Annotated in this window: 29 protein-coding genes; 17 read left to right on the top strand and 12 right to left on the bottom strand. The window is 58.1% G+C overall.

Features of this window, described 5'->3' with window-relative positions:
* Positions 1-12 precede the first annotated feature (12 nt).
* On the bottom strand, positions 13-999 hold the full coding sequence (locus BUB72_RS09695) for a 2-hydroxyacid dehydrogenase (RefSeq protein ID WP_073143333.1): 987 nt from the start codon (positions 997-999) through the stop codon (positions 13-15).
* A 115-nt stretch (positions 1,000-1,114) separates the two neighbouring features.
* On the opposite strand from BUB72_RS09695, the gene BUB72_RS09690 reads away from it, so the two are divergent.
* Positions 1,115-1,615: an SH3 domain-containing protein gene (locus tag BUB72_RS09690; protein ID WP_073143330.1), complete on the top strand. Its 501-nt coding sequence runs from the start codon at positions 1,115-1,117 to the stop codon at positions 1,613-1,615.
* 21 nt (positions 1,616-1,636) lie between these two features.
* Here BUB72_RS09690 and BUB72_RS09685 read toward each other — a convergent pair whose 3' ends face one another.
* The 4 genes from BUB72_RS09685 to BUB72_RS09670 are packed head-to-tail and all read right to left on the bottom strand — an operon-like array spanning position 1,637 to position 6,132.
* Positions 1,637-2,464, bottom strand: coding sequence for an inositol monophosphatase family protein (locus BUB72_RS09685; RefSeq protein ID WP_073143327.1), 828 nt, complete (start codon positions 2,462-2,464; stop codon positions 1,637-1,639).
* Entirely contained in the window at positions 2,461-4,488 is a 2,028-nt protein-coding gene (locus tag BUB72_RS09680; protein ID WP_073143325.1) for a M3 family metallopeptidase, read from the bottom strand. The genes BUB72_RS09685 and BUB72_RS09680 overlap by 4 nt, the downstream gene beginning before the upstream one ends.
* A gap of 50 nt (positions 4,489-4,538) precedes the next feature.
* Positions 4,539-5,294: an amino acid ABC transporter permease gene (locus BUB72_RS09675; RefSeq protein ID WP_245814784.1), complete on the bottom strand. Its 756-nt coding sequence runs from the start codon at positions 5,292-5,294 to the stop codon at positions 4,539-4,541.
* A 49-nt stretch (positions 5,295-5,343) separates the two neighbouring features.
* Positions 5,344-6,132, bottom strand: a complete 789-nt coding sequence (locus BUB72_RS09670) for a transporter substrate-binding domain-containing protein (RefSeq protein ID WP_073143321.1) — start codon at positions 6,130-6,132, stop codon at positions 5,344-5,346.
* Positions 6,133-6,256: 124 nt separating this feature from the next.
* On the opposite strand from BUB72_RS09670, the gene BUB72_RS09665 reads away from it, so the two are divergent.
* Positions 6,257-7,417, top strand: a complete 1,161-nt coding sequence (locus BUB72_RS09665) for an iron-containing alcohol dehydrogenase (RefSeq protein ID WP_073143319.1) — start codon at positions 6,257-6,259, stop codon at positions 7,415-7,417.
* A 148-nt stretch (positions 7,418-7,565) separates the two neighbouring features.
* Positions 7,566-8,108 (top strand): protein-methionine-sulfoxide reductase heme-binding subunit MsrQ, encoded by a 543-nt coding sequence (locus BUB72_RS09660; protein ID WP_245814783.1) that lies wholly within the window; start codon positions 7,566-7,568, stop codon positions 8,106-8,108.
* Here the strand turns inward: BUB72_RS09660 and BUB72_RS09655 are convergent.
* Entirely contained in the window at positions 8,105-8,368 is a 264-nt protein-coding gene (locus tag BUB72_RS09655; protein ID WP_073143314.1) for an accessory factor UbiK family protein, read from the bottom strand. The genes BUB72_RS09660 and BUB72_RS09655 overlap by 4 nt on opposite strands.
* Before the next feature lie 92 nt (positions 8,369-8,460).
* On the opposite strand from BUB72_RS09655, the gene lgt reads away from it, so the two are divergent.
* The 4 genes from lgt (at position 8,461) to BUB72_RS09635 (ending at position 11,683) form a co-directional block, all read left to right on the top strand.
* On the top strand, positions 8,461-9,345 hold the full coding sequence (gene lgt / locus BUB72_RS09650) for a prolipoprotein diacylglyceryl transferase (RefSeq protein WP_073143735.1): 885 nt from the start codon (positions 8,461-8,463) through the stop codon (positions 9,343-9,345).
* Positions 9,342-10,406, top strand: coding sequence for a class I SAM-dependent methyltransferase (locus BUB72_RS09645; protein WP_073143311.1), 1,065 nt, complete (start codon positions 9,342-9,344; stop codon positions 10,404-10,406). The genes lgt and BUB72_RS09645 overlap by 4 nt, the downstream gene beginning before the upstream one ends.
* Entirely contained in the window at positions 10,403-11,155 is a 753-nt protein-coding gene (gene pgeF, locus BUB72_RS09640; protein ID WP_073143308.1) for a peptidoglycan editing factor PgeF, read from the top strand. Before BUB72_RS09645 ends, pgeF begins: the two co-directional genes overlap by 4 nt.
* A gap of 327 nt (positions 11,156-11,482) precedes the next feature.
* Entirely contained in the window at positions 11,483-11,683 is a 201-nt protein-coding gene (locus tag BUB72_RS09635) for a hypothetical protein (RefSeq protein ID WP_073143306.1), read from the top strand.
* A gap of 78 nt (positions 11,684-11,761) precedes the next feature.
* On the opposite strand, the gene BUB72_RS09630 is transcribed toward BUB72_RS09635, so the two are convergent.
* Together BUB72_RS09630 and BUB72_RS09625 are read right to left on the bottom strand one after the other, a co-directional pair.
* Complete coding sequence (locus tag BUB72_RS09630) at positions 11,762-13,438, bottom strand: tetratricopeptide repeat-containing sulfotransferase family protein (protein ID WP_073143304.1); 1,677 nt, start codon at positions 13,436-13,438, stop codon at positions 11,762-11,764.
* 53 nt (positions 13,439-13,491) lie between these two features.
* Complete coding sequence (locus BUB72_RS09625; RefSeq protein ID WP_139250651.1) at positions 13,492-14,346, bottom strand: sulfotransferase; 855 nt, start codon at positions 14,344-14,346, stop codon at positions 13,492-13,494.
* A gap of 224 nt (positions 14,347-14,570) precedes the next feature.
* Here BUB72_RS09625 and BUB72_RS09620 point away from each other — a divergent pair, with 224 nt between their 5' ends.
* Complete coding sequence (locus BUB72_RS09620) at positions 14,571-15,359, top strand: Hint domain-containing protein (RefSeq protein WP_175549145.1); 789 nt, start codon at positions 14,571-14,573, stop codon at positions 15,357-15,359.
* Here the strand turns inward: BUB72_RS09620 and BUB72_RS09615 are convergent.
* The gene (locus tag BUB72_RS09615; RefSeq protein ID WP_073143300.1) at positions 15,356-15,856 is read right to left on the bottom strand and encodes an Lrp/AsnC family transcriptional regulator; all 501 of its coding nucleotides are present in this window, start codon (positions 15,854-15,856) and stop codon (positions 15,356-15,358) included. The genes BUB72_RS09620 and BUB72_RS09615 overlap by 4 nt on opposite strands.
* A gap of 171 nt (positions 15,857-16,027) precedes the next feature.
* On the opposite strand from BUB72_RS09615, the gene trxB reads away from it, so the two are divergent.
* Both trxB and BUB72_RS09605 read left to right on the top strand, forming a co-directional pair.
* The gene (trxB, locus tag BUB72_RS09610) at positions 16,028-17,023 is read left to right on the top strand and encodes a thioredoxin-disulfide reductase (protein WP_073143297.1); all 996 of its coding nucleotides are present in this window, start codon (positions 16,028-16,030) and stop codon (positions 17,021-17,023) included.
* A 128-nt stretch (positions 17,024-17,151) separates the two neighbouring features.
* Positions 17,152-18,864: a bifunctional sulfate adenylyltransferase/adenylylsulfate kinase gene (locus tag BUB72_RS09605; RefSeq protein WP_073143295.1), complete on the top strand. Its 1,713-nt coding sequence runs from the start codon at positions 17,152-17,154 to the stop codon at positions 18,862-18,864.
* Between the two features lie 74 nt (positions 18,865-18,938).
* Here BUB72_RS09605 and BUB72_RS09600 read toward each other — a convergent pair whose 3' ends face one another.
* Together BUB72_RS09600 and BUB72_RS09595 are read right to left on the bottom strand one after the other, a co-directional pair.
* Positions 18,939-19,169 (bottom strand): DUF1150 family protein, encoded by a 231-nt coding sequence (locus BUB72_RS09600; RefSeq protein ID WP_073143293.1) that lies wholly within the window; start codon positions 19,167-19,169, stop codon positions 18,939-18,941.
* Between the two features lie 5 nt (positions 19,170-19,174).
* The gene (locus tag BUB72_RS09595) at positions 19,175-19,585 is read right to left on the bottom strand and encodes an Hsp20 family protein (RefSeq protein ID WP_073143290.1); all 411 of its coding nucleotides are present in this window, start codon (positions 19,583-19,585) and stop codon (positions 19,175-19,177) included.
* A 190-nt stretch (positions 19,586-19,775) separates the two neighbouring features.
* Between BUB72_RS09595 and BUB72_RS09590 the strand changes: the two genes are divergently transcribed.
* From BUB72_RS09590 to BUB72_RS09580, 3 genes are read left to right on the top strand one after another with little or no spacing between them, the layout of a single operon-like run.
* Positions 19,776-19,976: a YdcH family protein gene (locus BUB72_RS09590; RefSeq protein WP_073143288.1), complete on the top strand. Its 201-nt coding sequence runs from the start codon at positions 19,776-19,778 to the stop codon at positions 19,974-19,976.
* Between the two features lie 57 nt (positions 19,977-20,033).
* On the top strand, positions 20,034-20,528 hold the full coding sequence (gene purE / locus BUB72_RS09585; RefSeq protein WP_073143286.1) for a 5-(carboxyamino)imidazole ribonucleotide mutase: 495 nt from the start codon (positions 20,034-20,036) through the stop codon (positions 20,526-20,528).
* Complete coding sequence (locus tag BUB72_RS09580; protein WP_073143284.1) at positions 20,521-21,594, top strand: 5-(carboxyamino)imidazole ribonucleotide synthase; 1,074 nt, start codon at positions 20,521-20,523, stop codon at positions 21,592-21,594. The genes purE and BUB72_RS09580 overlap by 8 nt, the downstream gene beginning before the upstream one ends.
* Here the strand turns inward: BUB72_RS09580 and BUB72_RS09575 are convergent.
* A complete protein-coding gene (locus BUB72_RS09575; RefSeq protein ID WP_073143281.1) occupies positions 21,591-22,439 on the bottom strand; it encodes an alpha/beta fold hydrolase in 849 nt (282 codons plus the stop codon). The genes BUB72_RS09580 and BUB72_RS09575 overlap by 4 nt on opposite strands.
* Positions 22,440-22,647: 208 nt before the next feature.
* On the opposite strand from BUB72_RS09575, the gene topA reads away from it, so the two are divergent.
* From topA to BUB72_RS09560, 4 genes are read left to right on the top strand one after another with little or no spacing between them, the layout of a single operon-like run.
* Entirely contained in the window at positions 22,648-25,248 is a 2,601-nt protein-coding gene (gene topA, locus BUB72_RS09570) for a type I DNA topoisomerase (protein WP_073143279.1), read from the top strand.
* Positions 25,245-25,409, top strand: coding sequence for a hypothetical protein (locus BUB72_RS18815; RefSeq protein ID WP_175549144.1), 165 nt, complete (start codon positions 25,245-25,247; stop codon positions 25,407-25,409). Before topA ends, BUB72_RS18815 begins: the two co-directional genes overlap by 4 nt.
* Positions 25,410-25,436: 27 nt before the next feature.
* Positions 25,437-26,015, top strand: coding sequence for a nitroreductase family protein (locus BUB72_RS09565; RefSeq protein WP_073143278.1), 579 nt, complete (start codon positions 25,437-25,439; stop codon positions 26,013-26,015).
* Entirely contained in the window at positions 26,012-26,698 is a 687-nt protein-coding gene (locus BUB72_RS09560) for an EI24 domain-containing protein (RefSeq protein ID WP_073143275.1), read from the top strand. The genes BUB72_RS09565 and BUB72_RS09560 overlap by 4 nt, the downstream gene beginning before the upstream one ends.

Below are 26,698 nucleotides of genomic sequence, written 5' to 3'. Positions count from 1 at the left end.
TCCCTGGTAGAGTTACAGCATCCCCGGCACGACTTGATCCGGCGGGCGGTGGCCGTCGGCGAAGGTTTTGATGTTCAGCAAAACCTTCTCGCCCATCTCCAGACGCCCCTCGCGGGTGGCGGAGCCCATGTGGGGCAACAGCACGACGTTGTTCAGCTCACGCAGGCGCGGGTTGATCTGGGTGCCGTGCTCGAACACGTCGAGGCCTGCGCCCGCCAACTCGCCTGCCCGAAGCATGCGGGTCAGGGCGTTTTCGTCGATCACCTCGCCGCGCGACGTATTCACGATCACCGCGTCGGGCTTCATCAGCTTTAAGCGGCGGGCGTTCATTAAGTGGTAGGTGGACGGCGTGTGCGGGCAGTTGATCGACACCACATCCATACGGGCGATCATCTGGTCGAGACTGTCCCAGTAGGTGGCTTCCAGCTCGTCAGCGATGCCTTCGTGAACCTTTTTACGGTTGTGGTAGTGAACCTGCATTCCGAACGCCCGTGCACGACGCGCGACGGCCTGCCCGATGCGCCCCATCCCGAGGATACCGAGACGACGGCCCGCGATGCGGCCCCCCATGAGGGCAGTTGGTGACCACCCTTCCCAATCGCCTGATTGCATGACCGCCAACCCTTCAGGAATTCGGCGGGTCACTGCAAGAATTAGCGCCATGGTCATGTCAGCCGTGTCTTCCGCCGCAGCACCGGGAGTGTTGGACACCAGAACGCCCCGTTGGCGGGCGGTGTGAACGTCGATGTGATCAACTCCCGCGCCGTAGTTCGCGATCAGTTTCAGCTTCTCACCGGCCTGCCCAAGCAATCCTGCATCAATTTTATCGGTCAGGGTCGGGACCAATATGTCTGTGGTTTTCACGGCATTAACCAACTCGTCACGGCTCATCGGAGTATCGTCCGAACGCAAGGTGACGTCGAACAACTCCTTCATGCGAGTCTCAACGTGTTCGGGCAACCGTCGCGTGACGACAACACTCAGCTTCTGGTTTGGCATCTGTGTTCATCCTTGAGTGGAAATTCCAATCCCATAGTGACAAGATCGTAGCCCAAGGGGCAAGGCCAGAAATGCCCCAAATAGAACAAGTGCAGCAGTGCAAGCAGGACGGTCAATGAAACGGGTTATCAAAATTGCGGCTTTGGTCGCATGCTTATTATGTTCTCCTATACTGGCCGTCGCCTCCGAACGCGGTCCTGTCACCAATTTGCCCCTGCCACGCTTTGTGTCGCTGAAAGCATCCGAGGGAAACGTGAGGCGTGGTCCGTCGCTTTCGCACCGCATCGACTGGGTTTTCAAACATCGCAATATGCCGCTTCAGATCGTGGCAGAGCACGGTCATTGGCGTCGCGTCGTTGACCGTGATGGAGCGGGCGGCTGGGTTCACTACACATTGTTGAGCGGCTCCAGATTCGGATTAATCGAGGAAGACCTGACCCCGATTTACAAACTGGCCGACACCGCATCAAACATCGTCGCCCATGCCGAAATGGGCGTCGTCGCGCGGTTGGGAAAATGCGACCAGTATTGGTGTCGCGTCACTTTGGATGGTACAAAAGGCTGGATGCCGCGAGAAAAGCTGTGGGGGTTAATGCCGGGCGAAATCCGCGAGTAAGTTATCGCCCCCGAAGCACCACTACTCTAGAAACGAAAACCGCTGTGCAAGATCTTGCCATAGCTCTTCGGACGCTGCCGCAAGCAACCTGCCCTGCCGCATGGTCGGATGATAATCGCGACCATCCATAAGCCGGACGAAGCCGCCCGCCTCTTGATAAATCAAGACACCCGCCGCGTGATCCCAAACGTTGAGCATCCCTGTCAGGTAAAACTGGGACGCGCCACCGGCAAGAAGTCGGTATTCATGACATGCGCAGCGTAGCGATTGCGTGCGTCGGAACGCCGGGAGCTGCGCCGCGATCTTCGCTTGCTGGGGTTTGTCGAACAGATACATTCCGACATAGCCGAAGCAGTCCGCTACGGCTGGTGGGCGCTCCAAAGTCAGCTGGCGGCGATTGCCAGCGGCATCGCAGAACCATGCGCCCTGCCCTTTCGTGGCAATGATCCAGTCGTCATAGCTGGGGTCATAGAGCAGACCGAAGACCGTCTCTCCATCCTCCACGACGGACAGGATCACACCATAAGAGGCAATCCCATGCGCAAAATTCCATGTGCCATCAATAGGGTCGATCACCACCACCTGCCCCTGCCCCACGCGATCCAGCACGGATTTGTCGGCGGAAACGGCTTCCTCCCCGACAATCGCGGCGTCTGGCAGCAAGTCGCGAACAGCGGCGGAGATCGCCAGCTCCGCCGCACGGTCTGCCACGGTGACCAAGTCATCCGGCGCAGATTTGCTGTCGATGTCCGAGACATCAAGTTTCCGGAAAAGTGGCCTGATTTCGTGCGCGGCCACCTCCCGGACGATCTGAATCAAGGCGTCGGACTGTTCGGGTGTGAGTCTCATGAGACCTTGTCCAATCCACGACCTTTCAACAACGCCTCGACACCGGGAAGGCGACCGCGGAATTCTGTGTAAAGCTCGTCTGCTTCGCGAAGCCCGCCGACCGAAAGGATGTGGTCTTCCAGTTTGCGCGCAGTCGCCGCGTCAAAAGCGCCTCCTGCTTCCTCAAACGCAGCGAAGGCGTCTGCATCCATCACCTCCGACCACATGTAGCTGTAATAGGCAGATGAATAGCCGTCGCCTGCAAAAACATGGGCGAAATGGGGCGTTGCGTGGCGCATGCGAATAGCGGGCGGCATCCCCATGCCTTCTAGGATTTCCGCCTGCATGGTCATCGGGTCTTCGGGGGCATCGCCGGAATGGAACTCGATATCAACCATCGCGGAGGCCACGTATTCGACCGTCGCAAACCCCTGATCATAGTTCGCCGCATCCAGCATACGTTGCAGCATATCGGCGGGCATCGGCTCGCCGGTTTCCGCGTGCGTTGCGTATTTTTGCAGGACTTCCGGCACTTCGAGCCAATGCTCGAAGAGCTGGCTGGGCAGTTCTACAAAATCACGCGCGACGGAGGTGCCGGAGATGGACTCGTAGGTCACATTTGACAGCATTTGGTGCAACGCATGGCCGAACTCGTGGAACAGCGTCCGCGCGTCGTCATAGCTGAGCAGAGCTGGGCTGCCCTTCGCCGGTTTGGCGAAGTTGCACACGTTGATCACATGCGGGCGGATGTCGCCGCGCAACTTTTGCTGGGAGCGCAACGCCGAGCACCATGCACCGGAACGTTTGCCGCCACGGGCGAAATAATCGCCGATGAACACTGCGATATGCTCTCCCTTGCGTGTCACCTCCCAAGCGCGGGCGTCGGGGTGGTGCAGTGGCACATCCAACGCTTTGAACTCCAGACTAAAAAGGCGGGTCGCGCAATCAAATGCTGCCTCAATCATGCGGTCGAGTTGCAGATAGGGCTTCAACTCGGCCTCGTCCAAATCATGCTCTTCCGCGCGACGTTTTTCGGAATAATAACGCCAGTCCCAAGGTTCCAGCGCGTCATTCACCCCGTCATTGTTCATCATCGCGGCCAGAACTTGCGCATCCAGATCGGCCTGTGCTTTGGCAGGCTCCCAAACCTCCATCAGCAGCTTGCGCACCGCATCTGGCGTCTTGGCCATCTCCGTTTCCAACTTGTAAGTGGCGAAGTCGTCATAGCCCAGAAGATGCGCCCGCTCCTCCCGAAGCGCCAGAATTTCAGCGGCGATGGAGCGGTTGTCGGTTTCGCCGCCATTGGCCCCGCGAGACGTCCAAGCCTCGTAAGCGCGTTCCCGCAGGTCGCGGCGTGCGGAGAATTGCAGAAATGGTACGATGAGGGAGCGGGACAGGGTCACGACATGGCCCTCGGTCCCTTTCTCTTCCGCCGCCGCCTTGGCCGTTGCCAAGACGAAATCGGGCAGCCCTTCCAAGTCTTCGGGGTCCAGTTCCATATACCACGCACGCTCGTCGGCGAGCAGGTTTTGCGTGAACTGTGTGCCAAGAACGGCAAGGCGTTCCTTCACCTGTTTCAGGCGGTCGAAGGCAAAACCGTCCAGCTGCGCACCCGCACGCACCAACCCGCGACGGGTCAACTCCAGCACACGCATCTGTTCGGGTGTCAGCTTTAGTTTCTCGCGGTCCTGCCAGAGGGAATCAACGCGCGCAAACAGCTCCGGATTCATCGACACCTCAGAACCCCAAGCCGCCAGCTTGGGTGAAAACTCCCGCTGCAGCGCTTCACGGGCAGGATTGCTGTCGACTCCCGCCAATGTGTAGAACGGCGACAGCACTTTGTGCATCGCCTCGCCCATCAGCTCCAACGCGTCAATTGTGTTCTCGAAGGTGGGAGGCTTAGGGTTTTCGATGATTGCAGCGAGTTCTGCACGGGCCTGCGTCAGAGATGCTTCGAACCCCGGGGCGAAGTCGTCGTCGGACATATCAGCGAAGGGTGGCAGCCCGAAAGGTGTGGTCCAATCGGCAAGTAGAGGGTTGATCATGGGATGTAGCTCCTTTGCGCCTAACCTATGCGCTTGTGAGCGGGATGCAATCAGTCCTGATCCGGTTGGCGCATATGCCGTTCAAACCGGCGCAAGGCCAAGGACAGGGTCACCGTCAAGGTCAAATAGATTAGGGCAACCACGTTGTAGGTCTCGAAGTAGCGGAAGTTACCGGCTGCCGTCACCTTGCCAAGCTGTGTAATGTCTCCAACGCCCAGAACCGACACCAGACTGGAATCCTTCACCATGGCGACGAAATCATTGCCCAGCGGCGGAAGAATTGTGCGTATCGCTTGCGGGAAGACAATGTAGCGAAAGCGCTGCCAACGATTGAGACCAAGCGTGTGACCCGCCTCGATCTGGCCGCGGTCGACGGACTCTAACCCCGCACGGAACACTTCCGCGATGAACGCGGAATAGCCGATAGCAAGCGCCATGGTCGCCCGCCACAACAGGGGAAATTGTCGGGTCCGTATCAGCTCGGCGTCAAAGGGTTGCAGCAGCCAATTTGCCAGCGCCACAAAACCCGGCGCCACCACGAAGGCCACATAGAGCAGCAGCACAATGATCGGAATTCCCCGCACCACCTCGATATAGAAACGTGCAATCTGGCGAATAATTATGCTGCGCGAGGTCGACATGAGCGCCAACCCAAGCCCCAGCGCCGAGGCGATCGAAAACCCGATCAGCGTAACGATAACGGTGATTTTGATGCCCTTGGCCAAAGTGCCCAGAACTTGGGAATACAGGTCGTCCGCCACAACCTGATAGCCGAGATAGGCAACGACGCCCCCTAGAAGAACCAACCAATAGGGGAAGTCGTCTGATTGTTTTGACGGGCCAAGCACCAGCGGTTTAGCCGCCGAGTTTGTAGTCCAAGAACCACTTCTTGTTCAGGGCTTCCAGTGTGCCATCCTTGTTCATGTCGGCGATGGCAGCATTGATCGGGGCGACCAACTCTGACCCTTTGGGGAAGATGAAACCGAAATCCTCGGTGCCGAGTTTTTCGCCAACGATCTTCAACTTGCCTTCAGACGCCGAGGCGTAGCCATAGCCTGCGGTGCTGTCGGTCAGCACCAAATCAACATCGCCAGTGCGCAAGGCTTGAACACCAGCACCGAAGGTTTCGAACTTGATGATGCGCGGATTTTCCTCGTTGCCGTCGAGCACGTCATAAACGCCGACGTAGAAGGGCGTCGTGCCGGGTTGGGCCGCCATCAGCAGGTTTTCATCCGCCGCGAAGGAAGCCGCGTCGGAGAAGCGCTCCTCGTCGCCGCGTACCAACATCAACATGGCCGAGGTCATGTATTTATCGGAGAAGTCGACCTTTTCCTTGCGGTCCTCACGAATGGTGATGCCCGTCATGCCAAGGTCATATTGTGCCTGCGACACCGCAGGGATCATCGCATCCCAGCTTGTATTCTCGTACACGACCGAAATGTTGATCCGTTTGGCAATCTCGGCCATCGCATCATATTCCCAACCGATTGCATTGCCGGTTCCCGGCTCGATAAACTGAAGTGGCGGATAGGCGTTTTCAGTTACGACGACGACTTCTTTTCCGTCCAGATCGGGCAAATGCCCGTCGGCGATGGCGGCAGTAGCGGTGAAAGCGGCGAGCGCCGCGGCAGCAAAACGAAGCATGGGTCAGGTTCCCTGTTTGGTTTGTTTGGCAGAACTTAGGTGACCCACATAGAGAATGGCAAGGCGGCTTGCATCTTTGATTTGGAGCGGACAGGCTTCGGCAAGCATTATTAAGGAGACCCGAATGAGCATCGGACGCGTACAATCCCCGCGCATCATCCGCATCGGAGGTGGCGTTGCATCGGAATCCGCAGACGTGCTGCAACAGCTTGGGCTATCGAAGCCCTTAATCGTGACTGACCAAACCTTGGTAGAGCTTGGCCACGTAAGAAGAGTAACTGATGTTCTGGACGCAGCGGGGATCGCATACGGTGTCTTCGACAGAGTCATTGAGGACCCCACCGACACTTGTTTGGACGAAGGATTGGCCGCTTTTCGTGCCAGCAACTATGACTGTGTCATCGGTTTAGGCGGCGGCTCCCCGATGGATACGGCCAAGGCAATTTCATTCATGTCAGTCAATCCCGGCCATGTGCGCGACTACAAGGCCCCGACGCAGATCGACAAATGCGGGCCGCCGACGATATTGATCCCGACGACTGGTGGAACCGGGTCAGAGCTGACCCGTTGGTGCGTGATCACCGACACGGTGAAGACTGAGAAATATAACTTGTCTGGGTTGGCGGCGGTCGCCACAGCAGCGATCATTGATTGGGAATTCACGGTCACCAAACCGTGGCGCATCACAGCGGATACCGCAGTCGATAGCCTGACCCACGCGATGGAAGCCTATGTCTCGCGCCGCGCCTTCGCTTATACCGACGCTTTTGCCCTGTCGGCGATGCCGTTGATCGCCAAGCATGTGCGGGCGGCATGTATGGACGGGTCCAACGCCGAGGCGCGCGAGGGATTGATGCTCGCGGCGTCTCAGGCGGGGATGGCGTTCTCAAACGCCTCGGTTGCGTTGGTGCACGGGATGAGCCGCCCTATCGGGGCGCATTTTCACGTGACGCACGGATTGTCCAACGCGATGCTTCTGCCGGCGGTCACGGAATTCTCCGTTGGCCACGCGCAATCGCGTTACGCTGATTGCGCACGGGTGATGGAGATGGCCACGCGAAGTGACACAGATGCAGTGGCTTGCGGCAAGCTGGTCGAAGGGTTGCGCCGGTTGAACGATGATTTGCGCGTTCCCGCCCCGTCAGCGCAAGGGCTGGACGAACAACACTACTTTGACACCTTACCGATCATGGCCGAGCAGGCTTTGGCCTCCGGCTCGCCACAAAACAACCCGCGCGTGCCGACGGCTGAGGAGATCGTTCAGTTGTATAAAGACATCTGGTAGCCCTAAAAAGTCGAACAATCAGCGACGGAATGCGTGAGTGACTTCGTGTAAGGCCAAACAACCGCGCATCGGAGCTATTATGTCCGCCTTCCTCAACCGCCTTTCGCCATATTGGCTTTGGGCCCTTCTATCTGTCCCTGCAGCTTTGATGCTAAACGGCGCCCTCACGTCTGACGATGCACGTATTCTGCATAAGCTTTTGCACCCGACGGGCGAGACGTCGGCTCGACTACTTATTATCACTATGATGGCGACCCCACTGACTTTGTTGTTCAAAGGTTGGCGCGGCCCGCTTTGGTTGAAGAAAAACCGACGCTACTTCGGAGTTGCCGCCTTCGGTTACGCCTTGTTGCACACAGTCTTCTACATAATCGACGAATCTACGTTAGCGCGCATGATTGCCGAGTTGCCGCGCCTGTATATCTGGACCGGTTGGCTGGCCTTTGCGATCTTTATTCCACTCGCGGTGACATCTATGGACTACTTCGTCCGACGCATGGGAACGGCATGGAAATCGCTGCAACGCTGGACTTATGCTGCCGCGGTTCTGACGCTTGTCCACTGGGCTGCATTACATAACTGGGAAAACCCCACGGGGGCGATTGTGCATTTCGCACCTCTGGCGGCCTTGGAGGCCTACCGCGTCTGGTACTGGTATGGCCGACAAAGCAGGCGGCCAACGGCAGCTTAGGATTCCTTGGCGGCGGGTTTCTTCTTCGCCTCAAGCGAATCTAGCCGCGCCTTCAGGGCTTCGTTCTCTTCACGGGCTTTCTGGGCCATGAGACGGACAGCCTCGAATTCGTCGCGGGTCACAAAATCACGATCCGCCAACCAACGGTCCATCATGCCTTTGATGGCATTGTCGGCCTCGCCTTTAGCACCCTGCGCCACGCCCATAGCGTTGGTCATCAGTTGCGACATGTCGTCGAAAAACTTGTTGCGGGTCTGCATCTGGTCACTCCTTCGTCACTTGCCTCTATATGGGTCGGGTTGCCGCCGCGCACAAGGTTGACTTCGTCGCAGCCTCAGCGCACCAAACGGCTATGACAATATTTGCCCTTCCCTTTCCCGAGATCGCGCCCGAAATTTTTACAATCGAATTGGGCAGCTTTGCCTTCTCGCTGCGGTGGTACGCGCTGGCCTATATCGTCGGGTTAATCATCGCTTGGCGTATCGTAGTCGGTCTGGTCAAACGCCCTGCCCTCTGGGGTGACGCCGGCCCTCCGATGACCAAAGACCAGCCGGAAGACCTGCTGACATGGATCATCCTTGGCGTGGTTCTGGGTGGTCGGCTGGGCTATGTCGCGTTCTACCAACCCGGCTATTACATCTCTAATCCCGCCGAAATTCTGAAAGTTTGGGAGGGTGGGATGTCGTTTCATGGCGGCTTCCTCGGCGTGGTGGTCGCAGGACTGGCCTATTGCTGGAAGTACAAGCTGCCCGCCTTGCGCGTCGGTGACGCTGTCGCGGTCTCCGCGCCCACCGGCCTGATGCTGGGGCGGATCGCGAATTTCATTAACGCGGAACTTTGGGGCCGCCCCACCGATGTGCCTTGGGCGTTCATCTTTCCCGGGCAAGCGGCCCAAGACTGCCCCGGCATAGAGGGCCTGTGCGCCCGCCACCCGTCACAACTTTATGAAGCGGGTCTAGAGGGGCTGCTCCTTGGCGCAGTGATGCTCTGGCTTGCCTATCGTCGCGGCTGGCTCATGCGTCCGGGGGCCATGATCGGTGTATTCCTTGCGGGATACGGGCTGGCACGCGGCTTTGTAGAATTCTTCCGCCAGCCGGACGCGCAGTTCGTCAGTGACGGCAATCCGTTGGGCTTGGCATGGCAGATCGGTGGGCATGGACTGACGATGGGGCAATTGCTCTCGATCCCGATGATCGTGCTCGGCGTCCTTCTAATCATGCGGGCAAAGCGTTCGTGACTGCGCTGCGCGACCTGCTGGCCCGCCAGATCGCGACCGACGGCCCGATGAACCTTGCCGACTACATGCAGCAATGCCTGCTGCATCCGGAACATGGCTATTACGCAACGCGTGATCCCTTTGGGGCTGCTGGCGATTTCGTCACCGCGCCGGAGATCAGTCAGATGTTTGGCGAGATGCTCGGGCTCTGCCTTGCGCAAGCTTGGATTGATCAGGGGCGACCCGACGCTTACCTTGCCGAGTTGGGACCCGGTCGCGGCACCTTGATGAAAGATGTCTTGCGGGCGACGGTCGCAATTCCAAACTTCCCGCGCAAAGTTGTTTTGGTCGAGGCCAGCCAGCACCTGCGCGATGTCCAGACAGACACCCTAAGCGACGCAGATGTAGAATGGGTAGAGCATGTCTCCGCCCTTCCTGCCGGTCCGGTTCTGCTGATTGCCAATGAATTTTTCGACGCGCTTCCTGTCCGCCAATTCGTGCGTGGCACCAAAGGCTGGAGCGAGCGGCATATCGGGCTTCAAGACGGCACATTGACACTTGGCCTCACCGAAGACACGCGTGTCGATGCGCTGTCTCACCGCCTTGCCGACACTGGTGTCGGAGACGTGGTCGAGCTGTGCCCGTCTGCTGCCCCGACAATGGGTGAAGTGGCCGACAGAGTTGCGCAGGGCGGGGCGGGAATAATCGTCGACTATGGCGATTGGCGGTCTTTGGGCGACACCTTTCAGGCGGTCGAGAACCACAGTCCCGTCGACCCGCTGGCATCTCCCGGACAAGCGGATCTAACCGCACATGTCGATTTCGAAGCGCTTTCCAAAGCCGCGACCACCTGCCAAGTCAGCCCGATGACACCACAAGGCGTGTTTTTGGAACGGCTTGGCATCACGCAACGCGCACAAGCTTTGGCTGAAAACCTGCAAGGTGCAAAGCTTGATAAACACATTGCCGCACATCGACGCTTGACGCACCCCGAAGAAATGGGGAGCCTGTTCAAAGCGATTACCCTCACGCCTCGCGGCGCGCCCGTACCCCCTGGTTTTGACCTTGCGAGTTCGACATGACACTGGAGATTCTAACTGCAGATAGCCTCGCCCCGTTGCGACATGGCTTTTTCACACGCAAAGGCGGCGCTTCGTCCGGCGTCTTTGACGGGTTGAATTGCGGGCAAGGATCATCCGATCAGACCGATATCGTCCTGACCAACCGCGCGCGTGTGGCGCAGGCCATGCAAGTGCCGCCTGACCACTTGGTCTCGGTTCATCAATGCCACTCTGCCGATGTCGTCATCGTAGACGGGCCGATCAAGGACAAACCAAAAGCAGACGGCATGGTCTGCGCCACCGAAGGGGTGGCTTTGGGCGTTTTAACCGCCGATTGCCAACCGGTGCTGTTCGCCGACGCACAAGCAGGCGTCATCGGCGCAGCCCATGCGGGCTGGGGTGGCGCAGTAGCCGGTATATTGGAAAACACGGTCGACGCCATGGTGGGTCTGGGCGCAACCCGAGAACGCATTCAGGCTGTTATTGGCCCCTGCATCAGTCAGGCCGCCTATGAGGTCGGGCCTGAGTATTTCGAGCGGTTCTATGACGAGGACCCCGAAAACGCGCGCTTCTTTGCCAATGGCAACGGCGACAAAATGCAGTTTGACTTGCCTGCCTACGGGCTACACCGTTTGCGCGCCGCAGGGGTCAACGCGGAATGGACGCGGCATTGCACCTATTCAGATGCAGCGCGCTTTTATTCGTACCGTCGCAGTGTTCACCAAAAAGAAGCGGACTATGGTCGGCTCATCGCAACAATCAGGCTCTAGTTTCCGGTTTGTTGCGCCAAAGTTGACGATGACAAGGCAGTGAGACGCCTTAATCGTGCCTTAAACTTCGCCTGTTACGACTCGCGGCATGCAGTTCATCTCGTCCATCTCCTTTGATCTACTGGCCTTCGTGCTGCTTTGCGGTGCCGTCGTATTGCGCCACAATTTTCTCCAAAGAAATTTAAGAAACTTAAAAACACGACATGCTGATGCCCCATTGGAATGTTGGATTGATCCTGTCTCGAAACGGGACACGAATTCATCGGACGGGGCCGTAAAGCAGCAAGAACGCTGCGGCGCTCCATCAAACTGAGACGGAGCAATACAATGGGCAAAAACAGCCGCTGGATGACTTGGGTGCTGGAAGAAAGCGCTCGGACCAATGTAACGATGCCTTGGGCCCGCGGGACAAGCGCCAACTGGAAAACGCGTCTTGCAGACGAAGCTCCAGGCCTGGCCAAAATCCTGCATAACGCGATATCGGACACGCCGACGCATGTCCGCCTTCCACGTCAGGCAACGTCCTAATCGAGACCGATAAAATCGGGGTCGAGACAGCTTACCGGTTGTCTCAACCCATCTGAAAGCGCCGCATCCCTTTCCGGGTTAGGTGTCGCTTGCTTCTGAGCTGGCAAACGCCGTCAGGAAGGGCTTCATGTCCGTCTCGAACTTTTTCCACGCGCCCACAGATGACGAATACATCGGCTGGCGCACTTGGGTCGCAGAGAGCGTGCGGACTTCCCGCTTGGTCTCATAGAACGACAGACACGCATCCTCCCATTCAAAACCCGTGGCCGCGATCAAGGCCCGCGACTGGGCTTCAGGCTCCGCAATCAGCTCTTCATAGCGGATTTCGTGAAATGATCCCGGTAGATGCTGCCGCCAAAATTCCACCATCTCTTCGAACTGACGCAGGAAAATCGCAATATGTTCAAGATTGTTCGCATAACGGTGCAAGCCTTCGCGAAACTGGTTTTTGTAGATTGATAACGCATTGTCTCGCGGATCACGGCGCACCACGACAAAGCGCGCATTGGGCATGGCTTTTGCAAGAAACCCCAAGATGGCGTAGCTGGAAATCGACTTGTCCGTCACGAACGGCGCGTCGGGGAACATTTTCTTCAACTCGACGCCAAACTCGTCCGCCGCCTTCACACATTGGGCCATCAATTCTTGACCATCTGCCCCCCAGTCCTTGTCAGCAGGCACAATCAAATCCGCAAATTTCGGCTGCACGAACCCGATCTCGCCACCGCCCTCAATTTGTGAGTGGGACGCCAGAATTTGCTCAACCAGCGTGGTGCCGGACCGCGGCGCGCCCGTGACGAATATCGGAGACGCATCGCTCACCGGCCCGTCAAAGTCTTTCACACGTTCGAATAGCCGGCAGATTCGCTCCGCGCTCGCGATAACCGACGGAACATCGTAGGGATAGGCTTTCGCCAATGCGCGGTTCGCCAAATTCAGGTAAGTAAATACCTTACCGAACTGGCCACTATCCTCCATCGCTTTCGCAAGTGCATACCCCAGCGCCGGAAGTTCTTTATCCCCCACACGTTTCGATTTCAGGGCGGCTTTCATCACCGGAATATTGGGATCATCCGCAGTCATCTTGGTGAGCGATGCGTAAAGCGCGTGGTGGCCGCCCACGTTCGGAGCCAGCTTGATCGCGCGTTGGATGGCATCACGCGCCTCGTCTATTCGCCCCATCGATTGAAGAAGCCCCGCTTTGCGGAACAAGACCATGTCGCTATCGGGGGCGAGCGTCAGGCCCATATCGAATTGCGACATCGCCAAGTCGAATTTCTTGAGCCCAACCAGCGCGGAGCCGTATTCCGCATAAACGCGCGCCTGACGGAATCCGGCATCTATCGCGGACTTCAAAAACTTCGCCGCTGCTTCCCAATTCTCTTCTCGAAGTGCTGCCAGGCCTTCAAAGAATGCAAATGCAGGTGTCTTTCCCAGAACGGGCCGCGCCCGCTCTCGCAGCACATCAAAGTTTTTCTGGTTTGGATGCCTGCTGGCCATGTTGAGATAGCTCACCCAAATGGCCGGCTCGTTCGGGCGCAACTTTACCGCATGTTCAAACCGCTCTGCAGCTTCGGCCACCTTACCGCGAAGGGTGAATATCTCTGCGAGGTTGAAGCTGACTTCGGCCAGTTGCGGTGCGGCTTTCAGCAGTTTTTTGTAGCCACGCTCGGCTTCGTCGAGCCTGCCTTTTTCCTGCGCCTGTCGCGACTTTGCGAAAAGGTCTTTTATCTGCTGTTTGCTTAGTGTCGCCATGGCGTCCGGCCTTCTCGCTAAATCCACTGGACTGCTAGCACCAGCCGCATCGGTTATCCAGTCTCGGGCAGCAACATGGTGGCTTCTGACCCCGAGCTGCGTCGCCAGATCGGTAGGTCAGCTTTCTGGGCGCGGCGCGATGTTGTGTCGCTTGGTGTGGTCACCCGTCGCGCCAGATGACCGGTGATCGCTTGCGGCGGCACCTCTCTTGCAGGAAGCGCACGGAAATCGTGCGTGAAATGTGGCTCGCCTACAAACGCGTAGAGTGAGTCCAGCACGCGCTCCGGATCGGTCAGCAACCGGTCATAGTCAATCAACAGCAATCGCTTGGACGCCGGACTGCTCAACGCGTCGTGAACCAATTGGATCGGTGCGCCGATGACACCGTGCTCCGACATCAACGCGTGCGGCGATGTCACGACTCCGGCCTCTTGAGCCATTTCGGCCGCGATACGTGCGGGGTCTCGGACCATGATGACGAAGCGAGACAGTGGAAACAGTTCGGCCAGTGTTGTCACATGCGACAGCCATCGGATGTTGTTGTCGAACACCACGGACGCGATTGGGCGAGCATGGTGAACCGCGTCCAATGACGCGCGCAACACCGCGCTGCGTGTGTCTGATGAGATGCCAGATAGGGGGTGGTCCTGATTTTCTCGTCCAGCACTCAGGACATTGAATACGCGCTCCGCCGGACTGTCACTCGCCGCACAAAACCGCGGGTTCTGCGCCAGTAATGCCATGAGGCACCGTGCGCCAGCCGTCGGCAACCCCGCTACAAAGTGAAACCGGGTCATCGTGACGACCTTTAGAACGTGATCCTTGCTCGTTACCTGCACCGCGTGCCTCGTTACTCGGGTCTTGTTGGTGACCGTCAGAGTGTGACAGACCGATTCGCCTCTGTCCATTGCCTGCAACACACGCACGGCTTTCGAATTGTGGCAAACCTCCCCACTCCGGCGGAAACGGTCGCTTGTCGCGCCCTAGCATTGTCCACCTAAACGCAACGACTAGGGCCGAATATTTGACTTTGATGCGTGGAACTGGCCATTGTCTGGGTATTATCAACCAGCAACTCTGCGCGCCGGTGGGGACCGACGCAGTCACGCAAAGACCTGACAAGGGACGACGCATGACCTATTCACCCGATATTCCCACACATCTATCCCCGACCCGAATTGGCCAAGGCCAGTCCCTTGCGTACCGTGCGGCTGCAAGCCCGCGCACCCGCGCAATGGCCCGTCCCTATAATATCGCTTGGCTCACGCCTGCGGGTGAGGAGCGGTATGATACTGTCGTGGCCCCCGCCCTTCCCGTGATCGAAAGTGCCTGCGCAAGCATGGCCCGTGGCGCGATCGTCGCGACCGCCAATGGCCCCGTTGCCGTCGAAGACCTTGTGCCGGGCATGCTGATCTTGACGTCCGAGTATGGCCCAATCCCGTTGCAATGGATCGGGTCCTATGAGTTGTCCCTGCGCGAAGCACAAACCGCGGACCGTGGTGCGCTGTTTCGGGTAACTGCCGATGCCTTCGGCTTGGCAAAGCCATCGCAAGATTTGCTTCTGGCCCCCCGCGCGCACATCTTGTTCCGCCACGCAAAGTGCCGGTCCCTGTTCGGGGTCGACCTGGCCTTTGCTCCGGTGCGCGCGTTTGAGGATGGAATGTCTGTCTTCTCGGTGCAACCAGCGTCGCCTATCGCGGTTTTCAATCTCGCGTTCGACCGTCAGGCCACAATCAAAGTGAACGACATCGAGATGGAAAGCTTCCACCCCGGCCCGCACACGGAAGCCTTGGTCGACGACGAGATGAAATATTCCCTACTAAGGCTCTTTCCACAGGCAAGAGGCTTGGACTTCTTCGGTCCGCAACTCATCAATAGGTTGACGACATTCGAAGTGCGGGCCTTGCGCGAAGGCAGCTAGGCGATCTGGGACAGTCGAGCCTCGACAACCTCGAACGGCACGCCGGGTTCGTCTTTTGCAACCCGAATAACCAAAGATGTTTTGACGCTGGCGACGTTGTCGGCGGAGGTCAGTTCTTCCGTCAGGAAGCTTTGAAAGCTGCTCAGGTCCGGGGCGACGCATTTCAGAACGAAGTCGACTTCCCCGTTCAGCATATGGCACTCACGCACCAACGGCCACTCGCGGCACCGTTTCTCGAATGCAGACAGGTCCGCTTCGGCTTGGCTTTGTAGCCCCACCATCGCGAAGACTTTGACTTCAAATCCCAAGGCACGCGCTTCGACATCTGCGTGATAACCCCGAATATATCCGGACTCTTCGAGCGTGCGCACACGGCGCAGGCAGGGTGGGGCGGAAATGCCGACACGCTTGGCCAACTCGACATTGGTCATTCGCCCGTCTGCTTGAAGTTCTGAAAGAATCTTGCGATCAATTTCGTCGAGCTTTGAAACGGCCATGACCGACTCCCTTGGTTTACCGTGTCTTACTCCGCAAGGGCTGCACGCGCAATAATATTTCAAGCCTGAGCAACATATCAAATGATTTGCAAATAAATAACCGCCCCCTTTCGCTCCACGCCCGCGGCAATTATATCGGGCTGACCGCAATTATTGCTGAAGGATTTCGCAATGTCCGCCACCCGCCACTCGAAAGTTTTGATCATTGGTTCCGGCCCTGCTGGTTATACGGCGGGCGTCTATGCGTCCCGTGCGATGCTGGACCCCATTTTGGTGCAAGGCATTGAGCCGGGTGGTCAACTGACCACCACCACCGAAGTCGAAAATTGGCCCGGCGACACCGAAGTGCAAGGCCCCGATCTAATGGTGCGCATGCAAGACCACGCCAAAGCGATGGGTTGCGAAATCATTGGCGACATCATCACCGACCTCGACACCACCTCGAGACCGTTCAAAGCCAAAGGGGATAGCGGGACGCTTTACACCGCAGATGCGGTGATCCTTGCGACAGGTGCGCGCGCAAAATGGCTTGGCCTCGAAAGCGAAGAGAAGTTCAAAGGCTTCGGTGTGTCCGCCTGCGCCACTTGCGACGGCTTCTTTTATCGCGGGCAGGAAATCGTGGTAATCGGCGGCGGGAACACCGCCGTGGAGGAAGCGCTCTTTCTGACCAACTTTGCCTCCAAGGTAACGCTGATCCACCGTCGCGACGAATTGCGTGCCGAAAAGATCCTGATCGACCGCCTTGAGAAGAACCCGAAGATCGAACCGATGTGGTTCCACGAGTTGGTCGAGGTGACGGGCACCGACACGCCGCTCAGCGTTGAAGGCGTCAAGGTCAAGCACACCAAGACCGGCGAGATCACCGAGATTCCATGCAAAGGCGTGTTTGTGGCCATCGGTCACGCGCCGTCGAACGAATTGGTCAAAGATGTGCTGGAAACGCATATGGGCGGTTACGTGGTGACGAAACCCGACAGCACACAGACCTCCATCCCCGGCATTTTCGCGGCAGGCGACCTGACCGACCACAAGTATCGCCAAGCCGTCACAAGCGCGGGCATGGGGTGCATGGCAGCCCTTGAAGCTGAACGCTGGCTCGCCGAACAAGGCGAGGTCGACGGCAAATACGTATCAGAGCCGCTTGGCTACGGCGCAGTCACCGAGTAACGCGGCTTTTCTGCCGCGTTTCCCCTGTAATTCAATCCGGCCCTTGCTAGTGGTCAGACTTGAACGCTAAACGCTTTTCCAACGGCGCTTGGAGGGGGCGTTAAGATATTTTGACAGAAAGATGCGACATGCAACCTACCAACTTGGCACCAATCCCTGAACTCTTTGTCTCCTATGACAGCGCTCAAAAGCTAAAGCACGAAGCGGGTGCGCTTGTGTCTTGGGACCTTACACCGCGTCAGATCTGCGATCTGGAGCTGCTGATGAATGGCGGCTTCAACCCGCTTAAGGGTTTCCTGTCCGAAGAAGACTATAACGGCGTGGTCGAAAACATGCGCCTGACGTCGGGTGAGTTGTGGCCAATGCCCATCACCTTGGATGTCGGCGACGACTTCGCCAACTCGGTTGAAGTGGGCCAAGACATCGCCTTGCGCGACCAGGAAGGCGTGATCCTTGCCATGATGTCGGTCACCGACAAATGGGAGCCGAACAAAGCCAATGAGGCCAAAAAGGTCTTTGGCGCGGATGACAGCGCCCACCCCGCCGTCAACTACCTGCACAACCAAGCCGGCAAGATTTACCTCGGCGGCCCGATCACAGGCATCCAGCAGCCGGTGCATTACGACTTCCGCGCCCGCCGCGACACACCTAACGAATTGCGCGCCTATTTCCGCAAAATGGGCTGGCGCCGCGTTGTGGCCTTCCAAACCCGCAACCCGTTGCACCGCGCCCATCAGGAACTGACCTTCCGCGCCGCGAAAGAGGCGCAGGCCAACCTGCTGATCCACCCCGTTGTTGGCCTAACCAAACCGGGCGATATCGACCACTTCACCCGCGTGCGGTGCTACGAGGCTGTGCTGGACCAATATCCGGCATCCACAACTTCGATGAGCTTGCTAAACCTTGCGATGCGTATGGGTGGCCCACGCGAGGCCGTGTGGCACGGCCTGATCCGTAAGAACCACGGCTGCACCCACTTCATCGTCGGGCGTGACCACGCAGGCCCCGGCAAGAACTCCGCAGGTGAGGACTTCTACGGCCCCTATGACGCGCAGGACCTGTTCCGCGAGCATCAAGAAGAAATGGGCATCGAAATGGTCGACTTCAAACACATGGTGTTTGTTCAGGACCGCGCCCAATACGAGCCTGCCGACGAGATTGCGGATGCGGACGACGTCACGATCCTCAACATCTCCGGCACCGAGCTGCGCCGCCGTTTGGCGGAAGGTCTGGAGATTCCGGAATGGTTCTCCTTCCCTGCTGTGGTCGAAGAGCTTCGCAAATCCCGCCCACCGCGCGCGAATCAGGGCTTCACCGTGTTCTTCACCGGCTTCTCCGGCTCCGGCAAGTCCACCATTGCGAACGCTTTGATGGTGAAACTGATGGAAATGGGCGGCCGCCCCGTCACGCTTCTTGATGGTGACATCGTGCGTAAGAATCTCAGCTCCGAATTGGGCTTCTCGAAAGAGCACCGCGATTTGAACATCCGCCGCATCGGCTACGTCGCCTCCGAGATCACCAAGAACGGTGGCATCGCAATCTGTGCGCCAATCGCACCCTATGCCACGACGCGTCGCGCGGTGCGCGAGGACGTCGAAGCGTTCGGGGCTTTCATCGAAGTCCACGTTGCGACCTCTATCGAGGAATGCGAACGCCGTGACCGCAAAGGCCTCTATAAGCTGGCGCGCGAAGGCAAGATCAAGGAATTCACCGGTATCTCTGACCCGTATGACGTTCCCGTAGATCCAGAACTAAGCGTCGAGACCGAAAACGTCGATGTCGACAACTGCGCGCATCAGGTCATCCTGAAGCTGGAATCTATGGGCCTGATCAAAGCCTAAATTTTCAAACACAAAAGACGAAAAGGGCTCCCAAGTTGGGAGCCCTTTCTATTTCTATTTTATAAACCGTCAGGTCAGTGAACCGTCACCGGCGAAAAATCGTTCTGACGCGCCAGCATAAAGGCCATTTCGCGGTCCTTAACCAAGGCAAGACGCTCGCCGTCAGGGGCGTGAACCGCGTATAGGTGATCAACGCCGACGATCTCGGACCGCACTTCTTCCGGCAGCTCCGCGACATCGACTGGGCGGACATAGACAATCCGGTCAGCACCACCCAAGGTCTTGAGGTCAACTTGTGTGTCCATGATGTTTATCCTTTATTGATCTTGATGGTTTGCACAATTGTATCAGGTACGGCCCGTTTCAGATCGACGTGAAGCAGTCCGTTCTCGGTCGTAGCACCAGCGACTTCGACGCCATCGGCCAGCACGAATGCTTTTTGAAACTGTCGCGCCGCAATACCGCGATGCAGGAAAATCCGCTCATCGCTCGCGTCAGCCTGCCTGCCCCGCACGATCAACTGGCGGTCCTCGACAGTGATCGACAGATCGTCTTCGCCGAACCCGGCGACAGCAAGCGTAATGCGGTAGGCGTTGTCCGCGGATTGTTCGATGTTGAATGGCGGGTAGCCGTTCTCGGATTTTGCGGTGCGTTCTACCAGCCGTTCCAACTGGTCAAAGCCCAGCAAAAAAGGGTGCGACCCCAAGGTCAATTTCGTCATGGCACAGTCCTAGATGTTTAAGCGACTTTGCGAAGTATGGCCCCCGAAAGCAGCCATACGAATAAAATGGGGGCTGTTTGTCGATGAATCAAGAGTGATATGCGCGAAACACTGGACAGCACGCGCGCGCACCCCCACATTGCAGATGACCTCAGCAAAGAGCACTAAGCCCGTGAAATCATCCGAAAACATGAGCAAGAACGATGTTCTTCGCGTGAAGCTCGAAGTCCTCAAACGAGAGCATCGTGATCTGGACGAGGCTATTGCAGCATTGCAGGAAAAATCGGCGCCCGATCAGCTGACACTCCGACGGTTGAAAAAACAGAAACTGTCGCTGAAGGACCGCATCGCAGTCCTCGAAGACGAGCTTACCCCAGATATTATTGCGTGAGCAGCGCCAGCCGCTATAAGGGCGGCTTCCATCCGGCATCCTGAGAGCGGTCCCATCATGACACAAGCACCCATCCCCGTTGGTATTATCATGGGCAGCCAGTCCGACTGGCCCACCATGAAAGAAGCCGCCGATATGCTTGATGCTCTGGGTATCCCCTTTGAGGCCAAAATCGTCTCCGCGCACCGCACACCTGACCGGCTTTGGGACTATGGCAAGACCGCCGTTGATCGGGGTTTGCAGGTGATCATTGCAGGCGCTGGCGGTGCCGCGCATTTGCCGGGGATGATGGCGTCCAAGACCCGTGTTCCGGTGATCGGCGTTCCTGTTCAAACCAAAGCGCTATCCGGCGTGGACAGCCTCTATTCCATCCTGCAAATGCCGCGTGGTTATCCTGTGGCGACCATGGCCATCGGCGCTGCCGGAGCTGCGAATGCGGGCCTGATGGCTGCTGGTATATTAGCTCTACATGACAGCGATCTTGCCGCGCGTTTGGACAAATGGCGCGCTGATCTGTCAGCCTCCATTCCGCAGGAGCCGAGCAATGACTAAGCCCCTACCCACTGGCGCGACCATCGGAATTCTGGGCGGTGGCCAGCTGGGCCGGATGCTGTCGGTTGCCGCGTCGCGGCTCGGGTTCAAGACCTGCATCTTTGAGCCGGGCGGCGATTGTCCCGCCTCGCATGTGGCGAACTACCATTTCCAAGCCTCCTATGATGACACCGACGCCCTCCGCAAATTTGGCGAAGCTGTCGATGTCATCACCTACGAATTCGAGAACATCCCCACCTCCGCGCTCGATCAGCTAGAGGCCCTGTGCGAAGTCCGCCCGAACCGGCGCGCGTTGACGATTAGCCAAGACCGCATGAACGAGAAGGCCTTCCTGCAAGAGATCGGCCTGAACGTCGCGCCCTTCATGGCCGTCGATACGCTTGAGGATATGCACGAGGCCGTGGCCGAAATTGGCGCGCCGTCCATCCTGAAAACCCGCACCTTGGGGTATGACGGGAAAGGTCAAGCACGCTTGGGTGATACTGGCGATGCGGACGCGGCATTCGCTGTCATGAACGGTGCCAGCGCAGTTTTGGAAGGCTTCGTAGATTTCTCCTGCGAGATTTCCGTTATCGGTGCGCGCGCAGTTGACGGCCAAGTCGCCTGTTTCGATCCCGGCCAGAACGTCCATCGCGACGGCATACTCGACACAACCACAGTTCCCGCATCCGTATCCGCTGCCTTGCGCACCGACGCGGTGTTGATGGCGGGACGCATATTGAATGCGTTGGATTACGTGGGCGTTCTGGGTGTCGAGCTATTCGTCACGCCAGCGGGCCTGATCGTCAACGAGATCGCTCCTCGCGTGCACAATTCCGGACACTGGACACAAAACGGCTGCGTCATCGACCAGTTCGAGCAGCATATCCGCGCCGTCGCGGGCTGGCCGCTGGGTGACGGAAGCAGACATGCCGATGTGGTGATGGAAAACTTGATCGGCGCGGATATGGACAAGGTGCCGGAGCTTTCCGCCGACCCTGCCGTCGCCTTGCACCTTTACGGCAAAGCCGACGCCAAGCCGGGGCGCAAGATGGGCCATATCAACCGGATTAGCCCGAAAGGCTAGTTAGAGCTGTCGGTCCCTAGGGTCTGCTCTACTGTCTCCGTCACCGCGTCGCCGACATCGCTGGCGGCGTCAGCCACAGCATCACCAACTTCTTCCGCGACCTGTGAAACGGTATCCCCGACCTCTTCGGCAACACCGGTGACGACGTCGGTCAAAGTCAGGTCTCGGTCGAACTTGCCATCTTCCAGAAACTTGATGGTTTCCGCCACAACCATCGGGGCATTCATCATGAAAGTATGTGTGACAGGGAAAACCATGTGGTCACTCATCCCCTCGATCTTGGTGCTTTCGACCGATACTTTGCCATCATCAGGCCCGTCGATCAGAACTGAATAAAACGGGTTGAGCGTTTGCGTCCCCGCAATAACGCCCAACGGGAAATCAACCGGCCCCAAAGTGTTTGGCAGCGACTCCGGCCCCGTATGAAGCTGCGCGCCCGCTGGGCCGTTCACCCATTCAAACGGCTCCCACGAGCTCAGCTGGTCCACAAGTTCGGACCCCTTGTTTGGCGGCGCAAGCATGACCACCCGCCCCAAACTGGGCAGATCGTTTTCCTTGAGCCATGCCCGAACAAGGATACCGCCCATGGAATGCGTCACAAAGTGGATCGGGGTGTTGGCGTCACATTCCGCAATCGCCGCCGGAATCGTCGCGTTGGCCAGATCCTTGATCGTTTCTGTCGTGGATGGATAGGACGGGTTAACCGTTTGGAACCCGCTTGCCTGAAGGCTTTGCTCCATCACCGACAGGGAGAAATTGCTCCGCGCAAGCCCGTGCAACAACACGACACAATCCGCCGTTGCGACAGATGGAAACGCGAAAAATATCAAGGCCAGTTTCTTCATTCTCACGACATAGTCCTTTTATCTCTACGTTTCACTAATACCTTGTCAGAAACATGCGTCATATGAGCCCTTGAAGCTGATTTTCCCCGCACAGGAAGCGTGAAACAAGGCACCACAACAGGCAATTGAACACAGCGCCTGTTGACAAGCCTTACGTCGCGACCACATGTAACCGCTGATCGAAGTAGTCGTTTAAGGAGAGGCAGATATGCCCGTAGTTGTCGTCGAGTCGCCCGCAAAGGCTAAGACAATCAACAAATATCTCGGCCCCGACTACACGGTGCTTGCCTCTTACGGCCACGTTCGGGACCTTCCCCCGAAGGACGGCTCCGTCGACCCCGACAATGATTTCGACATGTTGTGGGAGGTCGCGAGCGATTCCAAAAAGCATGTCAAAGCCATCGCCGACGCGCTGAAAGACGACAACAACCTGATCCTCGCAACCGACCCCGACCGCGAAGGCGAAGCGATCTCGTGGCACCTTGAAGAGACCCTGCGCAAACGCAAGGTGATCAAAAAGGACACCCCCGTCAGCCGCGTCGTATTCAACGCCATTACAAAAACCGCTGTCACCGAGGCGATGAAAAACCCCCGCAAGGTCGACCAGCCTTTGGTGGACGCCTATCTGGCGCGCCGCGCGCTGGATTATCTGGTGGGTTTCAAACTGTCGCCCGTATTGTGGCGCCGCCTGCCCGGTGCGAAATCCGCGGGCCGCGTGCAATCCGTCTGCTTGCGCCTGATCGTTGACCGCGAGATGGAGATCGAGAAATTCAACGCTCAGGAATACTGGACGGTGAAGGCTCTACTGGCAAACTCGCGTGGGCAAGAATACGAAGCACGACTGACGATGCTCGCAGGCAAGAAGCTCGACAAGTTCGACATCGCCAACGACACCGCCGCTGAACTGGCCGTCGCCGCCGTCAATTCGCGTGATCTAAAGGTCACTAGCGTCGAGGCCAAACCCGGCTCCCGCAATCCGTCCGCGCCGTTTATGACCTCCACCTTGCAGCAGGAAGCCAGCCGCAAGTTCGGCATGGGCGCGCGCCAAACCATGAGCGCAGCACAGCGCCTCTATGAGGCCGGTCACATCACCTATATGCGGACCGACGGCATCGATATGGCGCCCGAAGCTGTTCACGCTGCCCGCGACGCGATCAAGGACAAGTTCGGCGACAAATACGTCCCCGCAGAGCCGCGCATGTACAAAAACAAAGCCAAGAACGCGCAAGAGGCCCACGAATGTATCCGCCCGACCGTGTTGTCGGCGGATACCGAAAGCCTCAAGATCATGGATGCGGATCAGCGCAAGCTCTATGACCTGATCTACAAACGTACTATCGCGTCGCAAATGGCGGCCGCCAAGCTGGAGCGCACGACGGTTATTATCGGCTCTGGCGACCGCCAAGTCGAATTGCGCGCGTCCGGTCAGGTGATGATGTTTGACGGCTTCCTGAAGGTCTACGAAGAAGGCCGCGACGACGCTGTCATCGACGATGACGACAAGTCGCTGCCACAAATCAGCGAAGGTGAAACCGCCCCTAAAAAGTCGGTCACACCAGAGCAACACTTCACCCAGCCGCCCCCCCGCTACACCGAGGCGACCTTGGTCAAGCGCATGGAAGAACTGGGCATTGGCCGTCCGTCGACCTACGCGTCGATTGTGACCACGATCCAAGACCGCGATTACGTGATCAAAGAGAAAAACCGCCTGATCCCTGAGGATAAAGGTCGTTTGGTGACAGTCTTCCTGTCCAACTTCTTCAGCAAATATGTGGAATACGATTTTACTGCTGCGCTTGAGGAAGAACTCGATGACGTTTCCGCAGGCGAGCGTAACTACAAGAATGTGCTCGAACGCTTCTGGCGCGACTTCTCCGTCGCGATTGCCGAGGCGCTGGACCTGTCGATCACCGAGGTGTTGGAAAAGATCAACGACGTGCTGGCCCCGCACATCTTCCCACCGAACGAGGAAGGCACGGATCCGCGCCTATGCCCGAACTGCGGCGAAGGTCGTTTGTCGATGCGCACCGCGCGTTCCGGCGGCGCGTTCATCGGCTGCTCCAGATACCCCGAGTGCAAGTACACCCGCCCCTTCGGCCCGCCCAATGCGGAGCTGGAAGCCAGCGCCATTCCCCCCGAAGGTAAGCTGCTGGGCGAGGATGACGGCGACAAGATCTGGATCCACAAAGGCCGCTTTGGCCCCTACGCCCAGCGCGGCGAGGTGACCGAAGAAAACAAAAAGCCAAACCGCCAGTCGATCCCCAAGGAATGGCCACCCGAAGACATCGACCTTGCGCAAGCCGTGCGCTTGCTGTCCTTGCCGCGCCTGATCGGGCCGCACCCTGAAGACGGGGTGAATGTCTGGGCCAATATTGGCCGTTACGGGCCGTATATCAAACACGCCGAAAGCACGTCGGACCGCGGCGGCACCAACGCCAATCTCGAAAGCCTCGAAGAAGTCTTCGATGTCGGGATGAACCGCGCGGTGCAATTGCTCGCCGAAAAAGTCGCCTCTCGCGGTGGTCGCGGTGCGGCAGCGAAGACCTTGCGCGATATGGGCGAACATCCTGACGAGGGCGGTGCCATTTCCATCATGGAAGGCAAATACGGGCCTTACGTGAAATGGGAAAAAGTGAACGCCACGGTTCCCAAGGACATCGCCCCCGAAGATCTGACCGTTGATCAGGCGATCCAGTTGATCGTCGAGAAGCAGTCCAAGGGCGGCAAGAAGCGCAAGGCGCCAACCAAGAAGAAGGCGCCGGCTAAGAAGAAAGCTGCTGCGAAGAAAAAACCGGCCGCGAAGAAATGACCAAGGGGCTGCTGCTTTTGCTGGCAGTCTTTTGCGTGCTGGTCGGGTTGTTGGTTTGGGCGAAATCACGCCCTGCCCCGCGCACTGCCTTGTTAGAGCGCCCCGCGATGGACGCTATCGCCCCGCAGACCTTGAATTTGCGCCACGTGTGGCCGACATAGGGTCCAATCAACGGGGACCAATTCCATATGCCAACGCCAAACCCAGACGCTCTCGCGTTCTTGCTGACCCGCCGCTCGCGTCCGCATAAGACGCTCACCGGCCCTGCACCCGACCGCGACGCGCTGCTCCCCTTGCTAACCGCAGCGGCCCGCACGCCGGATCACGGAAAGCTGGAGCCATGGCGATTCATAGTGCTGGAGCAACCAGCCCTGCACCGGCTTGCCGCTTTGACCCGCAAGCGCGGCGCCGACTTGCAGCTGGACCCTGATCAAATCGACAAGATTGCAGGCATGTTCGAAACCGCGCCGCTGTCGGTCGCTGTTGTGGCCTCTCCTAAAGCATCCGAGAAAATTCCCGAAATTGAACAAACGCTCAGTGCCGGAGCCGTGTGCCTCGCCCTTTTGAACGCAGCACTTGCCGCAGGATGGGGCGCAAACTGGCTGACCGGTTGGACCGCCTTCGACCGTCCGTTTCTGACTGAGGGATTAAACCTCGACGCGCCGGAATATGTCGCGGGCTTCATTCACATGGGCACCGAGACATCCACACCCCCAGACCGCCCCCGTCCAGACATAACTGCCATCACAACGTGGACCAGCACATGATTTTCTCCGACTTCGTCAAAGCGTTGGGCCAAATCGGCGACGGGCGCTTCCTGAAGGTGCTGCTCACAGGCGTCGGCCTGACGCTCGCGCTGCTCTTTGCCTTCACAGTGGCCTTCGCGTGGACCGTCGGGCTCGTGGTGCCAGACAGCTTCTCGCTGCCATGGATCGGTGAGATCACATGGATCGACAATGTCCTGTCATGGGCCGTGGTGCCTGTCATGCTCGGGGCGTCGGTCTTCCTGATGGTCCCCGTGGCATCCGCGTTTACGGGTCTGTTTCTGGATCAGGTCGTCGACGCCGTCGAAGCAGAACACTATCCGAACCAACCCGCCGTATCCCCTTTGCCCTTAGGCGAGGCCCTCACCGAAAGCGCGAAGTTCCTCGGCGTCCTTATCGCGGTGAACATCGCCGCACTGGTGCTCTATGTGATCTTTCCACCCTTCGCACCGCTGATCTTTTGGGGCGTGAACGGACTACTTCTTGGCCGCGAATACGCCACGCTCGTGGCGCAACGCAGGCTGGGTACGGCTGGCGCGCGCGAATTCCGCAAACGCAATGGTTGGCAAATCTGGATGGCAGGAACACTAATGGCCATTCCTTTGACCATCCCCTTCGTCAACCTGCTGATCCCGATCTTAGGGGTGGCCAGTTTCACGCATCTGTTCCATCGGCTGTCGCGCTAA

This window comes from Litoreibacter ascidiaceicola (assembly GCF_900129235.1).
Taxonomy (GTDB): Bacteria; Pseudomonadota; Alphaproteobacteria; order Rhodobacterales; family Rhodobacteraceae; genus Litoreibacter; species Litoreibacter ascidiaceicola.
The sequence above is the reverse complement of the archived record's forward strand: the minus strand, read 5'-3'. Positions and strand labels throughout refer to the sequence as shown.

Coding starts and splice junctions, on each gene's coding strand:
- BUB72_RS09625 (WP_139250651.1), bottom strand. CDS start 14,346: ATGGACAGAGGCGAATCGGTCTGTCACACTCTGACGGTCACCAACAAG.
- BUB72_RS18815 (WP_175549144.1), top strand. CDS start 25,245: ATGACCAAGGGGCTGCTGCTTTTGCTGGCAGTCTTTTGCGTGCTGGTC.
- BUB72_RS09695 (WP_073143333.1), bottom strand. CDS start 999: ATGCCAAACCAGAAGCTGAGTGTTGTCGTCACGCGACGGTTGCCCGAA.
- BUB72_RS09660 (WP_245814783.1), top strand. CDS start 7,566: ATGCTAAACGGCGCCCTCACGTCTGACGATGCACGTATTCTGCATAAG.
- BUB72_RS09680 (WP_073143325.1), bottom strand. CDS start 4,488: ATGATCAACCCTCTACTTGCCGATTGGACCACACCTTTCGGGCTGCCA.
- BUB72_RS09615 (WP_073143300.1), bottom strand. CDS start 15,856: ATGGCCGTTTCAAAGCTCGACGAAATTGATCGCAAGATTCTTTCAGAA.
- pgeF (WP_073143308.1), top strand. CDS start 10,403: ATGACACTGGAGATTCTAACTGCAGATAGCCTCGCCCCGTTGCGACAT.
- BUB72_RS09590 (WP_073143288.1), top strand. CDS start 19,776: ATGAGCAAGAACGATGTTCTTCGCGTGAAGCTCGAAGTCCTCAAACGA.
- BUB72_RS09620 (WP_175549145.1), top strand. CDS start 14,571: ATGACCTATTCACCCGATATTCCCACACATCTATCCCCGACCCGAATT.
- lgt (WP_073143735.1), top strand. CDS start 8,461: ATGACAATATTTGCCCTTCCCTTTCCCGAGATCGCGCCCGAAATTTTT.
- BUB72_RS09595 (WP_073143290.1), bottom strand. CDS start 19,585: ATGACGAAATTGACCTTGGGGTCGCACCCTTTTTTGCTGGGCTTTGAC.
- BUB72_RS09685 (WP_073143327.1), bottom strand. CDS start 2,464: ATGAGACTCACACCCGAACAGTCCGACGCCTTGATTCAGATCGTCCGG.
- BUB72_RS09580 (WP_073143284.1), top strand. CDS start 20,521: ATGACTAAGCCCCTACCCACTGGCGCGACCATCGGAATTCTGGGCGGT.
- BUB72_RS09670 (WP_073143321.1), bottom strand. CDS start 6,132: ATGCTTCGTTTTGCTGCCGCGGCGCTCGCCGCTTTCACCGCTACTGCC.
- BUB72_RS09630 (WP_073143304.1), bottom strand. CDS start 13,438: ATGGCGACACTAAGCAAACAGCAGATAAAAGACCTTTTCGCAAAGTCG.
- BUB72_RS09600 (WP_073143293.1), bottom strand. CDS start 19,169: ATGGACACACAAGTTGACCTCAAGACCTTGGGTGGTGCTGACCGGATT.
- purE (WP_073143286.1), top strand. CDS start 20,034: ATGACACAAGCACCCATCCCCGTTGGTATTATCATGGGCAGCCAGTCC.
- BUB72_RS09605 (WP_073143295.1), top strand. CDS start 17,152: ATGCAACCTACCAACTTGGCACCAATCCCTGAACTCTTTGTCTCCTAT.
- BUB72_RS09635 (WP_073143306.1), top strand. CDS start 11,483: ATGGGCAAAAACAGCCGCTGGATGACTTGGGTGCTGGAAGAAAGCGCT.
- BUB72_RS09690 (WP_073143330.1), top strand. CDS start 1,115: ATGAAACGGGTTATCAAAATTGCGGCTTTGGTCGCATGCTTATTATGT.
- trxB (WP_073143297.1), top strand. CDS start 16,028: ATGTCCGCCACCCGCCACTCGAAAGTTTTGATCATTGGTTCCGGCCCT.
- BUB72_RS09655 (WP_073143314.1), bottom strand. CDS start 8,368: ATGCAGACCCGCAACAAGTTTTTCGACGACATGTCGCAACTGATGACC.
- topA (WP_073143279.1), top strand. CDS start 22,648: ATGCCCGTAGTTGTCGTCGAGTCGCCCGCAAAGGCTAAGACAATCAAC.
- BUB72_RS09665 (WP_073143319.1), top strand. CDS start 6,257: ATGAGCATCGGACGCGTACAATCCCCGCGCATCATCCGCATCGGAGGT.
- BUB72_RS09560 (WP_073143275.1), top strand. CDS start 26,012: ATGATTTTCTCCGACTTCGTCAAAGCGTTGGGCCAAATCGGCGACGGG.
- BUB72_RS09565 (WP_073143278.1), top strand. CDS start 25,437: ATGCCAACGCCAAACCCAGACGCTCTCGCGTTCTTGCTGACCCGCCGC.
- BUB72_RS09575 (WP_073143281.1), bottom strand. CDS start 22,439: ATGAAGAAACTGGCCTTGATATTTTTCGCGTTTCCATCTGTCGCAACG.